This is a genomic window from Candidatus Pelagibacter sp. Uisw_099_02, from assembly GCF_047727625.1.
Lineage (GTDB): Bacteria > Pseudomonadota > Alphaproteobacteria > Pelagibacterales > Pelagibacteraceae > Pelagibacter.
On sequence record NZ_CP159822.1, the window covers coordinates 560,446 to 578,359 of the forward strand.

At 27.4% G+C, this 17,914-nt stretch carries 20 protein-coding genes, 2 tRNA genes and 1 pseudogene; 18 read left to right on the forward strand and 5 right to left on the reverse strand.

Annotation, left to right across the window (positions count from 1 at the left end):
• The 5 genes from ABXT47_RS03000 to ABXT47_RS03020 are packed head-to-tail and all read left to right on the forward strand — an operon-like array spanning position 1 to position 4,874.
• Entirely contained in the window at positions 1-939 is a 939-nt protein-coding gene (locus ABXT47_RS03000; RefSeq protein ID WP_415309258.1) for an AAA family ATPase, read from the forward strand.
• Positions 932-2,473, forward strand: a complete 1,542-nt coding sequence (metG, locus tag ABXT47_RS03005) for a methionine--tRNA ligase (RefSeq protein WP_415309259.1) — start codon at positions 932-934, stop codon at positions 2,471-2,473. Before ABXT47_RS03000 ends, metG begins: the two co-directional genes overlap by 8 nt.
• Positions 2,466-3,227, forward strand: coding sequence for a TatD family hydrolase (locus ABXT47_RS03010; RefSeq protein WP_415309260.1), 762 nt, complete (start codon positions 2,466-2,468; stop codon positions 3,225-3,227). The genes metG and ABXT47_RS03010 overlap by 8 nt, the downstream gene beginning before the upstream one ends.
• Positions 3,224-3,997, forward strand: coding sequence for an MBL fold metallo-hydrolase (locus tag ABXT47_RS03015; protein WP_415309261.1), 774 nt, complete (start codon positions 3,224-3,226; stop codon positions 3,995-3,997). Before ABXT47_RS03010 ends, ABXT47_RS03015 begins: the two co-directional genes overlap by 4 nt.
• 1 nt (position 3,998) lies before the next feature.
• The gene (locus ABXT47_RS03020) at positions 3,999-4,874 is read left to right on the forward strand and encodes an NAD-dependent epimerase/dehydratase family protein (RefSeq protein ID WP_415309262.1); all 876 of its coding nucleotides are present in this window, start codon (positions 3,999-4,001) and stop codon (positions 4,872-4,874) included.
• 3 nt (positions 4,875-4,877) lie between these two features.
• Here the strand turns inward: ABXT47_RS03020 and ABXT47_RS03025 are convergent, their stop codons facing one another.
• The 3 genes from ABXT47_RS03025 to ABXT47_RS03035 are packed head-to-tail and all read right to left on the reverse strand — an operon-like array spanning position 4,878 to position 7,122.
• Entirely contained in the window at positions 4,878-5,432 is a 555-nt protein-coding gene (locus ABXT47_RS03025) for a glutathione peroxidase (protein ID WP_415309263.1), read from the reverse strand.
• Positions 5,433-5,435: 3 nt separating this feature from the next.
• Positions 5,436-6,608: a Na+/H+ antiporter NhaA gene (gene nhaA, locus ABXT47_RS03030; RefSeq protein WP_415309264.1), complete on the reverse strand. Its 1,173-nt coding sequence runs from the start codon at positions 6,606-6,608 to the stop codon at positions 5,436-5,438.
• Between the two features lie 4 nt (positions 6,609-6,612).
• Positions 6,613-7,122 carry a zinc-ribbon domain-containing protein gene (locus ABXT47_RS03035; RefSeq protein WP_415309265.1) on the reverse strand — a complete coding sequence of 170 codons (510 nt, stop codon included), beginning with the start codon at positions 7,120-7,122 and terminating at the stop codon, positions 6,613-6,615.
• A gap of 93 nt (positions 7,123-7,215) precedes the next feature.
• Between ABXT47_RS03035 and ABXT47_RS03040 the strand changes: the two genes are divergently transcribed.
• The 10 genes and pseudogenes from ABXT47_RS03040 (at position 7,216) to ABXT47_RS03085 (ending at position 14,555) form a co-directional block, all read left to right on the forward strand.
• Positions 7,216-7,292, forward strand: a tRNA-Pro gene (locus tag ABXT47_RS03040).
• 5 nt (positions 7,293-7,297) lie between these two features.
• Positions 7,298-7,579 carry an ETC complex I subunit gene (locus tag ABXT47_RS03045; protein WP_415309266.1) on the forward strand — a complete coding sequence of 94 codons (282 nt, stop codon included), beginning with the start codon at positions 7,298-7,300 and terminating at the stop codon, positions 7,577-7,579.
• Between the two features lie 2 nt (positions 7,580-7,581).
• The gene (locus ABXT47_RS03050; protein WP_415309267.1) at positions 7,582-8,574 is read left to right on the forward strand and encodes a putative transporter; all 993 of its coding nucleotides are present in this window, start codon (positions 7,582-7,584) and stop codon (positions 8,572-8,574) included.
• Positions 8,574-9,520: pseudogene (glpX, locus tag ABXT47_RS03055) on the forward strand (class II fructose-bisphosphatase). The gene ABXT47_RS03050 and the pseudogene glpX overlap by 1 nt, the downstream one beginning before the upstream one ends.
• The gene (recJ, locus tag ABXT47_RS03060) at positions 9,517-11,211 is read left to right on the forward strand and encodes a single-stranded-DNA-specific exonuclease RecJ (protein ID WP_415309268.1); all 1,695 of its coding nucleotides are present in this window, start codon (positions 9,517-9,519) and stop codon (positions 11,209-11,211) included. Before glpX ends, recJ begins: the two are co-directional and overlap by 4 nt.
• Before the next feature lie 50 nt (positions 11,212-11,261).
• Positions 11,262-11,336 (forward strand) — tRNA-Glu (locus ABXT47_RS03065).
• 5 nt (positions 11,337-11,341) lie between these two features.
• A complete protein-coding gene (locus ABXT47_RS03070; protein ID WP_415309269.1) occupies positions 11,342-11,623 on the forward strand; it encodes a GIY-YIG nuclease family protein in 282 nt (93 codons plus the stop codon).
• Entirely contained in the window at positions 11,592-13,154 is a 1,563-nt protein-coding gene (locus ABXT47_RS03075) for a glycosyltransferase family 4 protein (protein ID WP_415309270.1), read from the forward strand. Before ABXT47_RS03070 ends, ABXT47_RS03075 begins: the two co-directional genes overlap by 32 nt.
• Entirely contained in the window at positions 13,108-13,704 is a 597-nt protein-coding gene (locus ABXT47_RS03080; protein WP_415309271.1) for a glycosyltransferase, read from the forward strand. The genes ABXT47_RS03075 and ABXT47_RS03080 overlap by 47 nt, the downstream gene beginning before the upstream one ends.
• A complete protein-coding gene (locus tag ABXT47_RS03085; protein ID WP_415309272.1) occupies positions 13,704-14,555 on the forward strand; it encodes a glycosyltransferase family 2 protein in 852 nt (283 codons plus the stop codon). The genes ABXT47_RS03080 and ABXT47_RS03085 overlap by 1 nt, the downstream gene beginning before the upstream one ends.
• Here the strand turns inward: ABXT47_RS03085 and ABXT47_RS03090 are convergent.
• Positions 14,545-15,501 carry a site-specific integrase gene (locus tag ABXT47_RS03090; protein WP_415309273.1) on the reverse strand — a complete coding sequence of 319 codons (957 nt, stop codon included), beginning with the start codon at positions 15,499-15,501 and terminating at the stop codon, positions 14,545-14,547. The two genes, ABXT47_RS03085 and ABXT47_RS03090, sit on opposite strands and share 11 nt — an antisense overlap.
• Before the next feature lie 109 nt (positions 15,502-15,610).
• Here ABXT47_RS03090 and ABXT47_RS03095 point away from each other — a divergent pair, with 109 nt between their 5' ends.
• From ABXT47_RS03095 to ABXT47_RS03105, 3 genes are read left to right on the forward strand one after another with little or no spacing between them, the layout of a single operon-like run.
• A complete protein-coding gene (locus ABXT47_RS03095) occupies positions 15,611-15,796 on the forward strand; it encodes a hypothetical protein (protein WP_415309274.1) in 186 nt (61 codons plus the stop codon).
• Positions 15,797-15,829: 33 nt separating this feature from the next.
• Complete coding sequence (locus ABXT47_RS03100) at positions 15,830-16,267, forward strand: GNAT family N-acetyltransferase (RefSeq protein WP_415309275.1); 438 nt, start codon at positions 15,830-15,832, stop codon at positions 16,265-16,267.
• Positions 16,248-16,526 carry a methylated-DNA--[protein]-cysteine S-methyltransferase gene (locus tag ABXT47_RS03105; protein ID WP_415309276.1) on the forward strand — a complete coding sequence of 93 codons (279 nt, stop codon included), beginning with the start codon at positions 16,248-16,250 and terminating at the stop codon, positions 16,524-16,526. Before ABXT47_RS03100 ends, ABXT47_RS03105 begins: the two co-directional genes overlap by 20 nt.
• Positions 16,527-17,057: 531 nt before the next feature.
• Here the strand turns inward: ABXT47_RS03105 and ABXT47_RS03110 are convergent.
• A complete protein-coding gene (locus ABXT47_RS03110; protein WP_415309277.1) occupies positions 17,058-17,906 on the reverse strand; it encodes a DMT family transporter in 849 nt (282 codons plus the stop codon).
• Positions 17,907-17,914: the final 8 nt, after the last annotated feature.

Consider the following 17,914-nt stretch of genomic DNA (forward strand, 5'->3'; position numbering starts at 1 on the left):
ATGAATTTAAAACCTTCAGAGAATATAAATTTATATGGAATGAATAATTTTTTTAATGAAATAAAAAAACTTTATGATGAAAAAAAAATGCCTAATAAGATTTTATTATCAGGGAAAAAAGGGTTGGGTAAATCAACTTTAGCTTATCATATTATAAATTATATTTTATCTTCAAACGAAGAATATAAATACGATTCATTAAATTTTTTGATTAATAATGAAAATAAATCTTTTAGATTATTAAAAAACAACTCACATCCAAATTTTTATTTGATTGATTTATTAAATGATAAAAAGAATATTGACGTCTCTCAAATTAGAAAAATGATCTCTTATACTAATAAATCTACATTTAATAATATGGCTAGATTTATATTGATTGATAATATTGAAAATCTTAATAAAAGCTCAGTTAATGCGTTACTTAAAATTATTGAAGAACCTAACGAAAATATTTTTTTTATTTTAGTTAATAATTCTGAGAAATTTATTTTACCTACTTTGAAATCTAGATGCTTAACTTTCAAAATTAATCTTACTTTCAATCAATCAATACATGTATCAAATCAAATATTGAACGATGATATATTTCAGCTAATAAATCCTGATTTAATCAGTTATTACAACTCCCCAGGTGAAATTATTGATTTGATTAATTTTTCTAAGGATAAAGATATAAACCTTAGAGATTATACATTGGTTAATTTTATAAACTTTTTAATTGATAATGCTTTGTATAAAAAAGATAAATTTGTAAAAAATATGTTAATTAACTTTATTGAGTTATTTTTTTTAAAAGAGTACAAATTAACTAATATAAAAAAAACATTACTAAGTCTTTACTATAATTTTAATAGAAGAATTCACAATACAGAAAAATTCAACCTTGATGAAGAAAGTTTATTTTTAGAATTCAAATCAAAACTATTAAATGGATAAAAATTTTTATATAACAACCCCAATATATTATCCTTCAGCAAAACCTCACATGGGTCATGCTTACTCTAGTATAATTGCTGACTTTTTTGCTAGATTTAAGCGTATTGATGGTTTTGACGTACATTTTTTAACCGGAACTGACGAACATGGGCTAAAAATTCAACGTGCTGCTGAAACTAAAAATATTGAACCGTTAAATTTTTGTGATCAAATTAGTCAAACCTTTAGAGATCTTTCTAAAACATTAAATTTATCTAACACAGATTTTATCAGAACAACCGAAGACAGGCATAAAAAAACTGTACAGTATTTATGGTCAGAACTTGAAAAAAATAATGACATTTACCTTTCAAAATACTCAGGATGGTATTCAGTATCTGATGAAGCATTCTATGGTGAGGATGAAATAATCAATAAAGATGAAATTAAGATTGCTGAAGTCTCAGGATCTCCTGTTGAATGGATTGAGGAAGAGTCTTATTTTTTTAGATTATCAAAGTGGGAAAATGATCTTTTAAACTATTATGAAAAAAATCCTGATTTTATTTCACCAAAATCAAGAAAAAATGAGGTAGTTAGTTTTGTGAAAGGTGGCTTGAAAGATTTATCCATTAGTAGAAAAGCATTTTCATGGGGAATTAAAGTACCCAACAACCCTGAGCATGTTATTTATGTGTGGTTAGATGCTTTAACAAACTATATTAGTGCTCTCAATTACCCCGATACAAATGACAAATTGTTTAAAAAATTTTGGCCTGCATCTCTTCATTTAATAGGAAAAGATATTCTAAGGTTTCATGCTGTTTATTGGCCTGCTTTTTTAATGGCAGCAAAAATCCCTTTACCAGAGAAAGTTTATGGACATGGTTGGATTTTGTCTGGTGAAGAAAAAATGTCAAAATCAAAAGGAAATATTTTGGACCCACTAGATATAATTGACATTTATGGTCTAGATCCTTTGAGATACTATTTAATTAAAGAAGTATCTTTTGGTAATGATGGAAATATATCTCAAGATAAATTAGAGGATTGTATAAATAGTGATTTAGCAAATAATTATGGTAATTTGTGTCAAAGAGTTACTGCATTTGCAGAAAAAAATTGTTCATTAAAAGTACCTGAGATTAAAAACTTTAATGAAGAAGATCTTATAATTTTAGATAAATTTACAAAAAATCTTCCCATAATAAGAGAAGAAATTGACAAACAAAATGTTAATTTTTATATAAACTTTATAGTAAATGCTTTATTTGAAGCAAATAAATATTTTAATGATCAAGAACCTTGGAAAAAAAAGGATGATAAAGATAGGCTAAATACTATTGTCTATACATCTTTAGAGTTAATTAGAAAAATTTCTTTTATGCTTTATCCTATAATTCCAGATACTATTGAAAAAGTTTTGAAAATTTTTAATCTTAATCCTTTAGATATAAAAATTGAGTCTATAGCCATACACAAAAATTTAATACCAGGGGATAATTTAAAACGAATTGATATCTTATTTAAAAAAATAGAAAAAGATAATGATTGATTCACATTGCCATTTAGATCATTCACCTCTGATAGAGAATCTTCTTGATGTTGTAAAAAGATCAAGAAAAATTGGAATTACAAAGCTATTAACAATTTGTACAACACTTGAAAGTTTTGAAAAAATTAAAACTATAGTTGAGCAAGATGAAATAATTTTTGGTACGTATGGAATACACCCTCATGAAACTGAGAAGAATCAAGTTGATAAAGAAACAATTATTAGATCTGTTAAAGAAAATAATAAGATTATTGGTATAGGTGAAACTGGTTTAGATTTTTTTTATAATCATAGCAACAGAGACAAGCAAATAAGTAGTTTTAAGCATCATATCGAAGCTTCTATCGAGCTTAATAAGCCTATAATTATTCACTCCAGAAATGCCGAAAAAGAAACCTTTGAGATTCTTAATTCATATAAAAATGCTAATTTAAAAATTTTGATGCACTGTTTTACTGGATCACTTGAGTTTTCAAAAAAACTTCTATCACTTAATGCTTTTTTTTCTGCAAGCGGAATAATTACCTTTAAAAATAGTACAGAACTTCAACATACTTTTAAAATGTTACCACTGGAAAAACTTCTTATTGAAACAGATAGTCCTTTTCTAGCACCTATACCTATGAGAGGTAAAAAAAATGAACCATCATTTATTAAGTATACTTTATCTGTCTTGGCTAAATTAAAAGGTTTAGATGATAATGATATGTCTCAAATTACAACAGACAATTTTAATAATTTATTTTTTAAATGAATATAAAATTTACACTTTTAGGAACTGGTAGCTCAATGGGCGTGCCAAGACCAGATGGATATTTTGGAAATTGTGATCCAAGTAATAAAAAAAATCATAGAACTAGATGTTCTGCATTAATTTCTTTCAATAAAAAAAATACATTAATTGATACTAGTCCCGATTTAAGAAATCAATTATTGTCTGAAAAGATAACAACAATAGATAGTGTTTTATATACACATTTTCATGCTGACCAAACTCACGGTATCAACGATCTAAGAATATTTTATTTAAAAAATAAAAATAAGATACCTGTTTATTGTGACAACCTAACATCTAGATATTTAAATAATAATTTCTCATATTGTTTTGTAAATAAATATGATTATCCAGCTATATTAAAACTTAGGACTTTAAAAAAAACTTTTTATTTAAGTAGTTTAAAACGTAATATTAAGATTAGGGCGATACCAGTAAAACATGGTTTAATTGACTCAATAGCTTATATTATAAATGATAAACTTGCATATGCTAGTGATGCAAACAAATTTTATGAAAAAGATATTAGGTATTTTAAAAATCTAAAATATTTAATTATAGACTGTTTAAGATATAATAAGCATCCTTCACATTTTTGTTTAGAAGAGGTGTTTAAAATTCACTCAAATTTAAAACCCAAAAAAACTATTTTAACAAATTTACATTCAGATCTTGACTATAAAAAACTCTTGAAAATACTACCTAATAATATAATACCAGGCTACGATGGCTTAAGTGTAAATATTTAATATGAAAAAAAATACAATTGTTGTTACTGGTGGTGCTGGTTTCGTTGGTTCAAACCTTATTTCCTTACTTATCAATAAAACTAAATTTAATATCATAAGTATAGACAATTATTCATCAGGTTTTAAAAGAAACCATATTAAAAATGTTAGAGTTAAATACTTAAAATCTGACACTAAACATATAGCAAAATTATTAAAGAAGCCAAAAATAATAAATTCTATATTTCATTTTGGGGAATTTGCTCGTATTTACCAAAGTTTTATTAATATGAATGATTGTATTGACTCAAATACAATTGGCTCAAATGCGGTATTTAATTATTGTTTAAGTAATAAGATAAAACTTATTTATTCAGCTACTTCAGCTACATTGGGTAATAAGGGTGATGACAAAAATCTCTCACCTTATGCATTCACAAAGGCAAAAAATTTAGAATTACTTGAAAATTTAAAAAAATGGTTCAATTTTAAATTCGAAATAATTTATTTCTATAATGTTTATGGTCCAAATCAAATCTGCACCGGTAAAATGTCAACTGTAATTGGAATCTTTGAAGATTGTTATAAAAATAAGAAAATATTAAATGTTGTCAAACCAGGCACTCAATCAAGAAGGTTTACACATATTTTAGATACTGTTGAAATTTGTTATTTGGCATGGAAAAATAATAAATGTAGACATTATAGTATCTCTAATCGTAAGAGTTATACAATTATGCAGGTGGCTAAAATGTTTGGTTCTAGAATAAAATTGACAAAAAAAAGACCTGGTGAAAGATACGCTTCAGCACTATCGAGTGTTAATTTGAATAATAAGGTCTTTAAATATTTTGGTAATATAAATTTAAAGGATTATATATCAAAAATTATTAATTAATTTTTATAAAATTTTTTCTATTTTTTTAATTATCTTTTTTGAAGTTGGATTTATGAAGGAATTAAATGTATCTTCAATTTTTCCATCTTTATTAATTAAAATTTTATGAAAGTTCCATTTTGGTATAGTTGATGATCCATAATTTTTATTTGCCCATTGATAAATATCATGAGCATTTGGACCTTTAACATCTACTTTGTCAGTTATTGGGAATGTAATATTAAAATTTGTTTCACAAAAATCTTTAATTTCTTTATTAGTGCCTTGCTCTTGGTTGCCAAATTGATTTGAAGGCACAGCAATAACAGAAAATCCTCTATCTTTATAATTATCAAATAGTGTTTGAAGATCGGCATATTGTTTTGTAAAACCGCATTTACTAGCAACATTTACTAATAGAATGGTTCTACCTTTATATCTGTTTAAATCTATTGTTTCATTATTTATATCTTTGATACTTAAGTCAAAAAAAAGTTTTTCATAATTAGCACTAACTTTTTGAAATATTGAAAACATAAATAAAGTAATTAAAATTAATATATAATTTTTATAGTACATGAATTATTTTTTTGATGTAAGTAATAGTATAAAGTACCCAAATATAGTTGACAATAATGATCCTGCTAATACTCCAATTTTAACACCATCTATGTATTGTATATTTTCGACAAATGCTAAATTTCCAACAAATAAACTCATTGTAAAACCAATTCCAGTTAAGATTGACACTCCATATAAACTTAGCCAGCTGGAATTATCAGGCATTTGTGCGAAGCCAATTCTCACTGCAACATAGGAAAAGATCATAACACCCACTTGTTTACCTAGAAATAATCCAAGAAGTATACCTAGAGGAACTGGTTGTAATAAAGACATTACAGATAAACCCTCCAATGAAACTCCTGCATTAGCAAATGCAAATATTGGCATTATCAAAAAAGCCACATACGGGCTTATTGCATGTTCAAGTTTAATTAACAAAGAAAAGTCTCTTTCTTTAGATCTATGAGGTATTGTTGATGCTAAAAGCACACCAGCAATTGTTGCGTGGATACCTGACTTATATGTAAAGTACCACATAAATGAACCAATTATTAAGTAGGGTAAAAATTTTTTAACTCCATATTTATTTAAAATAAGTAAAAATATATAAGAGATTAAGATTAAGCTTAAATAGCTTATACTTAGATCGCCTGAGTAGAAAAAAGCAATAATAAGAATTGCACCGAGGTCATCAATAATAGCTAGTGCTGTTAAAAAAATTTTTAAAGAGATGGGAACTCTAGAACCAAGAAGTGATAAAATTCCTAAAGAAAATGCTATATCTGTTGCAGATGGAATAGCCCAGCCGTTTAATGTTTCTGTGCTTCCAAAATTTATACCAACATAAACCAGGGCAGGGATTAACATGCCACCAACAGCTCCAATTATTGGTAGTAATGCTTTTTTTAAATTCGATAATTCACCTTGAATAAATTCTCTTTTAATTTCTAAAGTAACAAAAAAGAAAAAAATAGCCATTAGTAAGTCGTTAATCCAGTGATGAACAGAGAGTTTTAATCCAAAATCATTTATACCAATAAATAAATATTGTTCTAATGTGCTAAAATATAAAGTACTAAAACTAGAGTTACTGACTACCAAGGCTATAATAGCTGCTATTAATAAAACTAAACCACTTGCAGCTTCTAATTTAAAGAACCATTTAAAAGGTTTTGATAAATTTCTAATCATAAAATTAAATTAAATCTTTTATAAATAAATTAATATCATTAATGGTTTCATATAAATTATAAAGGATAAACTCTATATTTGGAAAAACTTTACTAATAGGGGCTTGAAAGGTATCAATGATAATAATTAATGCTATAAAAGAGATTATGAAAACAAAGATTAAATTCAATATATTAAAATTTTTTTTATTTATAGATGTTTTTAATTGAAAGCTACTGTTTACATTTTGATTAGTTGTATTTTTTTCTGTAAGAAAATCTTCTTTAATATCTGTGTCTAAAGTTTCATCATTATTTGTGCTTAAATTCATTTCAGTTTCAGATATATCTTTAAATAACACTGTACTAGCTGATTGTTTATTACTTTTAACTGATGAAATAGGCTCATTTTTAATTATCTTTTTAAAAAACCATTTATGACTACAGCCATTACACTGAAGCAACCTACCCTCATCAGGTATGAGCTTTGAATCTAGGTCAAATTTTTTGTCACAGTTAATACAAGTAATGATCATTATTCTTGTATACCTGATTCTTCCAAAAAAGACTTATTTTAGATGTTCTTTATTCTTTGAAATTAGCAATATCTAATGTATTAGTACCTCAATCGGGGCGTAGCGCAGCCTGGTAGCGCATCTGGTTTGGGACCAGAGGGTCGCAGGTTCAAATCCTGCCGCCCCGACCAATATTATGAATAAAGCAAAAATTTATATACCAACAAAGAACTCAATGCAGTCTGGTCTTGGTAAAGCAGACAAATGGATTATCAAATTTGAAGTTGAAAATACTGGCATTAATCCTTTAATGGGTTGGGAAACTAGCTCTAATACTCTTTCAGAATTAAATTTAGAATTTACAACTAAAGAATTAGCAATAGAATATGCAAAAAAAAACAAAATTGACTTTGAAATAATTGAACCTCAAAAGAGAAAAACTATTAAAAAGTCATATGCAGATAATTTTCTAAAATAATAATGTTTAAATTTTTTACTCAAAAAAAATGGCAATTATGGGCTTGGTTAGGGTCATTTGTAATTTTATCCTCATTGTGGGTTCAAGTAAAAATCGATGTTGAAATAAATGAATGGTTTGGTCAATTTTATGACATGATTCAAAAAGCTCTTGCTGCTCCTAATGCAATTACAATTGATGAGTACTGGGCTAGTTTAGCTTCATTTATTACACTGGCAGGAATGTATATTGCTCTTTATGTTGCAATAAGTTTTTTTACAGCGCATTTTTTATTTAGATGGAGAACTGCAATGGTGGAGTGGTATCACTCAGTTTATGATAAAGCTCGAAAAATAGAAGGTGCTTCTCAAAGAGTTCAAGAGGATACAATCAAATTTACACGTATTATGGAATCTCTAGGCACAAGTTTCATAGAGTCTGTTATGGTGTTGATACAGTTTGTTCCCATTCTACTAGGACTTTCTGTTGGTATACCAATTTTCTTTTTTGGTGATTGGCAATATGGATTAATAACAGGTGCATTGCTTTGGACATTAGGTGGTACAGCTTTTTTGATAGGACTTGGTTGGATATTACGTTTAGTTGGTGTTGAATATGACCTTCAAAAAAAAGAAGCTGCTTATAGAAAAATACTAGTAGTAGCAGAAGATGATAACAATGTTAGACCCAAAACAATAAATGAGTTATTTGATAATGTTCGTTCAATACATTTTTTAAGCTATATACGTTATTTATATTTTAATGTTGGTCGTATGGCTTATTTACAGGCCAATGTTTTATCAGCTTATGTTTTTTTAGCTCCAGCAATTGTTGCTGGCGTTGTAACATTAGGTGTTATGCAACAAATAATAAGAGCCTTTGGAAGAGTAGAAGGTTCTATGCAATACTTATTAAAAGCCTGGCCTACCATTATAGAATTAGCAAGTGTTTATAAACGTCTAAGAGAATTTGAAAATGTGATAAATTCTACTGAGTCAATAGACGAAAAAATTTAATGGCTATTAATAAAAAATATGTTGACCTAATTTTAAATGTTTCTGAAAAAGCAGCTTTAGCATCATCTTATTTAGTTGGAAAAAAAGACAAAATTGCAGCAGATCAGGCAGCTGTTGATGCAATGCGGTCTGAATTAAATAAAATAGATATGAATGGTGAAGTTGTTATTGGTGAAGGTTCGCTGGATGAGGCACCAATGCTTTACACGGGTGAAAAACTTGGAAATAAAAATGGACCATATTTTGATATAGCTGTCGACCCCTTAGAGGGAACAAATTTTGCAGCAAACAATCTACCTGGTGCTACATCAGTTATTGCAATTGCTGAAAAAGGAAATCTTTTTAATGCACCAGAAACTTATATGAATAAAATTGCCACTAGAAAAATTGAAAAAGGGTTAATTGATTTAGATTTTACTTTAAAAAGAATCTTTCTAACCTTTCTGAATTTTTAAATAAGGATATTTCCTCACTTACTGCATGTGTAATGGATAGACCAAGACATAAAAAAATAATTGACGAACTTAAACAACTGAATGTTAAGATTAAACTTATTACTGATGGTGATGTTCTTGGTGCTTTGTATGTTACAGATCCAAAATATAATGTTGATATATTTTTAGGTATAGGAGGTGGTCCAGAAGGTGTTTTAGCGGCATCAGCTCTTGATGCCTTTGACTGCCATTTTCAAGGAAGATTTATATTTGATAAGAACAAAGACATTAATGATGCAAAAGCAATGGGTATAAATGATTTAAATAAAAAATATGAATTAAATGAAATTATAAAAGGGGACTCTATATTTTGCTCTACTGGTATTACGACAAGTGAGATGCTAACTGGAGTGGAGATTAATAATAACAAATATACTACTGAAACACTAGTTACACATAAAAGTTTAAAATTTAAAGAAACTATAAAAAGAACAAATCTTATTGAAGAATGATTTCTGTTTCAGGTAAGAAGTGGGAACAAAAAAAAATTAATCAAAACTTAATCGATAAATTAAAACAAGATTTTAATTTTAGTGACATTTTATCGAGACTAATTATTTCAAGAAAGTTTGAAGATGATGAAATTGCAACAATCAACACAGATTTAGATTTAAACAACGTTTTTTTAAACAATGAAGATTTCAATAAATCTATTAAACTTGTTGTTGATTGTATCAATAACAATGAAAAAATATGTATTTTAGGTGATTATGATGTCGATGGATCTGCTGCTACATCGTTATTTGTTAAATTTTTAGAAAGTATAAATCACACGTTTTTTTATTATATACCTGACAGGGAAATAGATGGCTATGGTGCCACCAAAAAATTATTCCAAAAACTAATCTTGGAAAAGCCTAGATTGATTATAATGGTTGATTGTGGCTCTACCTCTAACGAAGCAATAGATTTTCTAAATAAGAATGAAATAAAATCTTTGATTATTGATCATCACGAAATTAACAAACCATTTCCAAGTGCAAACTCAATTATAAATCCAAAAAAAGATAATGGTTATAAAGAGTATGATTATTTGTGTGCAACAGCACTTACATATTTTTTTTTAGATTTATTGATTAAAGAAATAAAAAGTGAAATTGAAATATCAGATTATCTAATTTATGTTTTGTTGGCTACTGTATGTGATGTCATGCCTTTAAGAAAGCTTAACAGATTAATTGCACTGAACGCTCTTAAAAATTTTGATATAAAAAAAAACTTACCCCTTAATACTTTATTTGAATTAAATGAAAAAAAAAGTAAAATTACTATTAATGATTTGGGTTTTTTAATTGGTCCAATATTAAATGCTGGGGGTAGATTGGGAAAATCTCAATATGCTACAGAACTATTATCTTCTAATAATAGCCAAATAATAAAAGATAGATCTAAATACTTAATCAAATTAAATGATAAAAGAAAAGAAATTGAAACTTTAGTATTAAATGAAATTGATTTTCAAAAAATAGAAAAAGAAAACAAAAATATCATTATTTACTATAATCCAAATATTAATGAAGGTTTGATAGGAATTATTGCTGCTAGATTAAAGGATTATTACAATAAACCATCTATTGTTATAACTTCTTCTAATCAATTATTAAAAGGATCTGCTAGATCAGTTTACAATTATAATATTGGGCGTGTGATTAAAAATTCATTAGATTTAGATATAATTATAGGTGGTGGTGGTCACAATATGGCTGCTGGGTTTACGTTAAAAAATGAAAATCTTAAAAATTTTGAAAAATATATATTGGAAGATTTTTTTGAATCTAACACTATAAATAATAATACTTTTTTGTATGAGTCTGAAATTTCATCACTCGCATTTAATCAAGATTTTTATGATAGTATAAAAAAATTAGAACCTTTTGGTACAGGAAACTTGATACCAACGTTCTTATTAAGAGATTTAAAAATAATTAAGACCACGGTGTTAAATAAAAAACATATTTCTATAATATTAAAGTCAAAAACAGGATTTTCAATTAAATCAATATCATTTAATTCCATTAATACTAGGGTTGGTGAATACTTAATGAGTTATAAAAATAACATTAATATAATAGGTCAAATCAATGAAAATATCTGGAACAATAAAAAAACTCTTCAATTAACTATTAGAGACCTTATCCTATAATTTAATTACACTTGATAAATAATGACTTTTAAAATAAAAGATCTCAACGTGGTCCCTTCGTCTATCGGTTAGGACAGCTGGTTTTCATCCTGCAAAGGGGGGTTCGATTCCCCCAGGGACCGCCAATAATATGTTTTATTATGTATATTTATTAATAGCTGTATCGCCTGGTGTTAATAAAACTTATGTAGGTTATACAAACAACTTAAAAGCTAGAATAGATAAGCACAACTCCAATAAGGGTGCCAAATCAACCATGGGATATAAATGGTTGTTAATTTACTCTAAAAAATTTAAAACTAAAAGCACTGCTATGTCCTACGAATATAAATTAAAGAAAGATAAAAAAAAAAGAGCTCAAATAAAAGAGAAATTTAAAAATGTTAAATATAGCAACAATACTTCCATATAAAGAAAATTATACTGAAAAAGATGCTGGAGCTGTGTCTCTTTGGGTTAAAGATTTTTTAAAATTTTCTAAATATAAGAGAAACAATATCATTTTTGGAAGTACAAAATATTTTCCATACCTTTCTAAAAATTATAAGAATATAAAAATTAATTCATTAAACTCAAAACTATATAGCTCAACAAATGAATATTTGGAGAAAGTAGTTGCAATTCTAAAAAAAGATAATTTTGATATAGTGGAGGTTCACAATAGACCAATAATGATTTCTAGTTTACTTAAAGAAATAAACTCAAAGTTTATTTTGTATCTTCATAATGACCCAAGATCTATGAAAGGTGCTAAAACACCAAAAGAAAGATTAGAATTATTATCTAATGTCGATAAAATTGTTTTTATTACTGAATGGGTTAAAAAAAAATTTTTTGAAGGTTTGAATATTGATCCTAAAAATTTTAAATGTGAAATAATTTATCACAGTATTGAAATTGAAAAAACTTTATATAAAAAAGAAAAGAAAATCGTTTTTGTAGGAAAATTAAATGAGTCAAAAGGTTATGATATTTTTTGTGATGCTGTAAAAAAGTTATTAGATAATTATAAAGGTTGGAAAGCTTACTCAATAGGTGACGAAAAAAGATTAAAAAATTATTCTACACATAATAAACATATTAAATTAGGGTATGTGCCACATAAAAAAGTTTTATCATTTTTAAATACTTCTGAAATTGCTGTTATACCATCAAGATGGGAAGAGCCCTTTGGTCGTACTGCTTTAGAAGCATCATCAAGGGGTTGTGCCACCATTATATCTGATAGGGGTGGATTACCTGAAACAACAGATGAGGCAATAATTTTAAAACAACTTGATTCAAAAAATTTAATAAAAGAAATTCAAATATTAATAGAAAATAATAAATTAAGAAAAATAATTCAACACAAAAGTCGTAAAAATGTAAAACATATTTTACTTAAAAATTCACTTAAGATTGATAAAATGCGCTTATCAATATTTCCTTTTTATAAATTGAACTTTAATAATAGTAAATTGAGAATTCTCAATATCTACAATCTTGGACAAAAATTAAATCATCGAATATATCATATCTCAATTGGCAAAAAAATATCAAACGGATTTATACGAAATGGTAACGATGTGTTAGAAATTAGCGATCGTGACTTTATAAAGCAAAATAGACAGTTAGATTTTAGTAATGTTAAGAATAAATTTCAAGAATATCTACTAGCCACATTTAAGAATTATAACCCAAATTTAATTATTTTTGGTCACAGTGAAAATATTGAAACTGAAACATTAAGCACCTTCAAAGAATATGATAAAAATTTAGTTATCTCACAATGGAATGAAGATCCAATGATGACTGGGTTGCCAAACTCATTAACTAATATTAATAAGATTAACAAATTTGAAAAAGTTGTAGATCATACATTTATTACAACAGATGCAAAAATTCTTAGAGAGAACAATGTTAAAATCAGAGAATCTTCATTTTTTATTCATACCAGTAGATAAAAATATTGAATGTTTTAACGTTTATGACTCTGATCCCTATAATGATATTTTTTATGCTATGAGTCATGGCGTAAATAGAGCTAAACTTAAAAAAGGAAAAATCGATACTCGTTCAAGTTTTTTAAATAATTTAATTAAAAAGTTAAATAATGTAAGTCATGATTTTTATGGTCTAAATAATAAAGAGCCCATTTGGGGTGAAAGTTTTTTTCAAGCATTAAAGAATAGCAAAATGGGTCTAAATTTAAGTCGTGGAAATCCAACAAAATATTATTCTAGCAATAGAATAGCAACACTCATGGGCAATGGTTTGTTAACTTTTATTGATGTCAAAACTCAGTTTGATGATATTTTTTCTAAAAATGAAATAATTTTATATAATAATTTAAACGAATTGGCTGATAAAATACATTTTTATAAAAAGAATAATTCATTAAGAAAAAAAATAGCAAAAAAGGGACAGAGCAAATATTTTAAGCTATTTAATGAAACGCGTATTTCAAAATATATAGTTGATAAATCTTTTGGAAAAAACACTTCGTTATTTTAATGAAAATCTCTATATTAGTACCCACTTTTAATAACATCAAATATTTAAAATTATTAATTAAATCCATAAAATTACACTCTAAATTTGAGCATGAGTTAATTGTTCATATAAATGATGGATCTGATGGAACGCTAGATTTTATTAAAGAAAGAAATATTTCCTATACTCATTCTACTACAAATATTGGTTTATGTAGCGCTATAAATCTCGCAGCCTCTAAAGCGAGTAATGATTATCTTCTTTACGCTCATGACGATATGTATTTTTGCCCTAAATGGGATTATTTTTTAAAAAAAGAAATTGAAATAATTGGGCATAATAATTTTTATTTATCTGGCACAATGATTGAACCTAATTCAGGTCATATTAAATTTAATGCAGGAGAAGATATTGATAAATTTGATGAAAATAAACTCTTAGATAATTTAAATCATCTTAATTTTTATGATCATCAAGGCAGTCATTTCGCACCTCACCTAGTAAGTAAAAAATTATGGCTTTCTGTAGGTGGATTTAGCGAAGAGTTTAATCCTGGTGATGGATCTGATCCAGATTTTAATATGAAATTATGGAATAGTGGTGTTAGAATTTTTAAAGGAATTAATAAGTTTAAAGTTTATCATTTCAGCTCTATTACAATAAGAAAAAATAAAGCATTAAAATCTAACAAAGGTCATCAAATTTTTTTAAATAAATGGGGAATAACAATTAAATTTTTTAAAAAACATTACCTACATTCTAAAACTTTATATACTGGTGAGTTATCGGAACCCAAAAAAAAATTGAACTATTATTTAGAACTTTTTGTATGCAAAGTTAAACTTCTATATTTAGAGCTTTCTAAATTTTAAGTTTATTCAATGCGTTATTTTTAAATAAATTTGCCTCATTGATATATTTTCTAACCATCTCAGATGACTTATGGCCAGTCATTGCCATAATATTTCTTTCCTCCACTCCTGACTCAGCAGCAGATGTGGCAAAACCTGATCTCAAGCTGTGACCAGAATAATTTTTGTTATCTATACCTGCTAATTTTAGATATTCTTTTATAAGCAAAGCAACTGTTTGATCGGTTAATCTGTTTTCTGACATCCTGTTTCCTTTAGAAAACCTCCTAAACACAGCTCCAGATGTTATCTTGGAGATTTCTATCCATTTTTTTAATGACACTACAGGGCAATATTGAGAATTATCAAAGTAGGGCAGAGCTTTTGTAAAACCTTCACCAAATTGATCTGTTTTAGATCTTCTGAGATTAATTTTAAGACCCTCTCTAACAAAATCTAAATCATCATAATCCAATGAAACTATTTCGTTTCTCCGAAATCCACCTGAAAACCCAATCAAAATAATTGACCTATCTCTTAATTTCTTAACTTCTTCTTTTTTTTGATTATCTATAACATTAATTATTTCTTTTAAAGTACTGATTAATATAGGTTTTTTGCTTTTTTGGCTGCTACCTTTTCTTCTTTTTATTCCCATAATATTTTCAATAATTGACGGGTGTTTAGTGTCTAAATAATATCCTTTTAACTTATGGATCACGCCGATTGATACTAATCTACGTTTTAGAGTACTAATTTTGGCATCCCTGACGGACAAATGAGTTAAGTATAATGAAACTATTTTAGGTTCTGATGGTAAAGACTTAAATCCATTTTGAGCACAAAATAATCCAAAATCATTAAAATCAGCTTTATAAGCTCTCACGGTATTGTTAGCTTTAGAGTTTTTAAGGTTTATTAATGTCTCTTCTTGTAGAGCTTTTATGTCTGTTATTATATTATTCATATATTACTATTGATAACCATTAATTATCGTTAGTAATATATTAGATGATTTCAGTTGTCAATAGTATAATTATTAGATTGTGAAAGTTATCATTTGCATATTAAAAATTATGGAGAAACATTTAAGTGCAATAATAATTGGTATCTCAATAATAATAGCTGCTAGTATTTATGCTTATTATAATCCTTACCAATCATGTAAAAGAGATATTATTGTTAAGGCTTCTGATACTGATTCTGCCTGGCTTGAGTTAGCAAGTATTTGCGCTGGTTCTGGATCAACAGATTCTGAATAAATATCAAAGGTTTAATTTATAAATTTAATGTAAATGATTAGAAAATTAGAGCAAAAAGACATGAAAAAATGGGCTAAATTATACAATGGTTATGCTGATTTCTACAAAGTTCCAATGAATACAGGGATTTTAGACACTCTTTGGGGCTGGATTCTTGATGAAAATCATGATGTTAATGCTATTTGCTTTGAATTAGAGGGTAAAATCGTTGGAATTGCCCATTACAGAACAATGCCAAGACCAATTAAAGGCCAATATATTGGTTTTTTAGATGATTTGTTCGTAGAGCCAGAATTTAGAGGTCAAAAAATAGCTCAAAAACTCATTAGTCACCTAAAATCACTATCTAAAGCCAATAATTGGAATGGAATTCGTTGGATCACCCACTCTTCCAATAGAAATGCAAAGAAATTATACGATAAAATAGCAAATAACACAGGTTTTGAACTCTATGAACTTAAAGGGAACTAAGTTTCAGTTAAAAGTGTGGAATTACTTGAAGAAAATACCCAAAGGCAAAGTTAAAACCTACTTAGAAGTTGCTAAAGCCATTGGAAAACCTAAAGCATTCAGAGCTGTTGCTAATGCAGTGGGTAAAAACCCATATCCGCTTAAAATACCCTGTCATAGAGTAATAAAATCAGATGGCAGCCTCGGTGGATACTCTGGAAAAGGTGGAATTCAACAAAAACGCCGTTTATTGAGGTCTGAAAAAGTCTTCCTAAAATAAGGTTTTTAACCTTCTAAACGGTTCAAAAGTGTTGGTATTAAATACTTATAGCTAATTTAGCCATAATTATTACAAAATTGCTTAATGCATCCTTCAGTTGTACTGCAAATGACCTTTCAGTTAAAATAAGGTGTCCTATGGACGTTTAAACGGTATATTCTGATACTGCATTGCTCTAGTTATCAACAATACCAACACTTTTAGAAGTGAGCAAAAAAGCCTGATTTTACACATGTATTTGACCCCCACTCTATCTCATTAGAAAATTAAAAAAACTTATATTTTCAAAGTTGATTATAAACGTTGTTATTCAACACTTTTTTACTAATTTGAATAATTCATAGAAAATTAAACACTAATGAAAAAATAATGACTTGAATTTAAAAAATTGATAAAAATTTTCAACCATAAATCTTATATTTTTCTATTAATTTCATTTTTTTATATAATAATAAAAATTCAACGATTACAGTACTTTAGAATATAAACTTAATATGTTATATTAAGTATTAGTAAACAAGAAACACCTAATTAATTAGATTTAATATAAGACTCTCTTCTTGAAATGTAAATTCCACTCATAATAATAATGGACAAACCTAAGAATGTCCAATTATCAGGAAAATCATTAAAGAAGTAATACCCTATAATTATATTAGTAATGATTTCAAAGTAGCTAAATGGAGCTAATTTAGAGGCATCAGCATATTTAAGTGACAATATAAGAAATAAGTGCCCAATGCAGGCAAATACGCCTATAGAAGCCATCATGGACCATTGTGAGGCATCTGGATTAACCCAAATGAATGGCATTATACCTGAAACAGCTACCAATCCAACTAATCCAGTTAGTAATAAGGTTAATAAAGGGTTATCTGAAGTGCTCAATTTACGTGTAATTATTAAATAGAACCCATACATTATACCTGTTCCTAATGCAGCAAGACTAGCCAAGTTAATCTCTACAAAACCTGGTCTTATAACAACTAGAGAGCCAATAAACCCTATAATAACGGCTGTCCACCTCCTTACACCCACCTTCTCACCCAAAAATATAGGAGAAAATGCAGTAACAATTAAGGGAGCCACAAAGGCAAGCGTTAAAGCTTTAGCTAAAGAGATAACAGATATTGCGTAGAAGAAACAAATATTAGCACAAAGTAGTATTAACCCTCTTATTATTTGTAACTTAGGCTTATCAGTCCAAACAAGCTGCTTATTATAAAAGAAGAACATTATAGGAAGCGTGAATGCGACCGTAAAAAAGTATCTTGCCCAAGTGATCTGTAAAACTGGCATATCAGCACTTAAATACTTTGCAAAACCATCCATGATTGGAAGCATTACCCAAGCTAAAAGGTTAAATATGATGGCTTTCATAAGCCAAT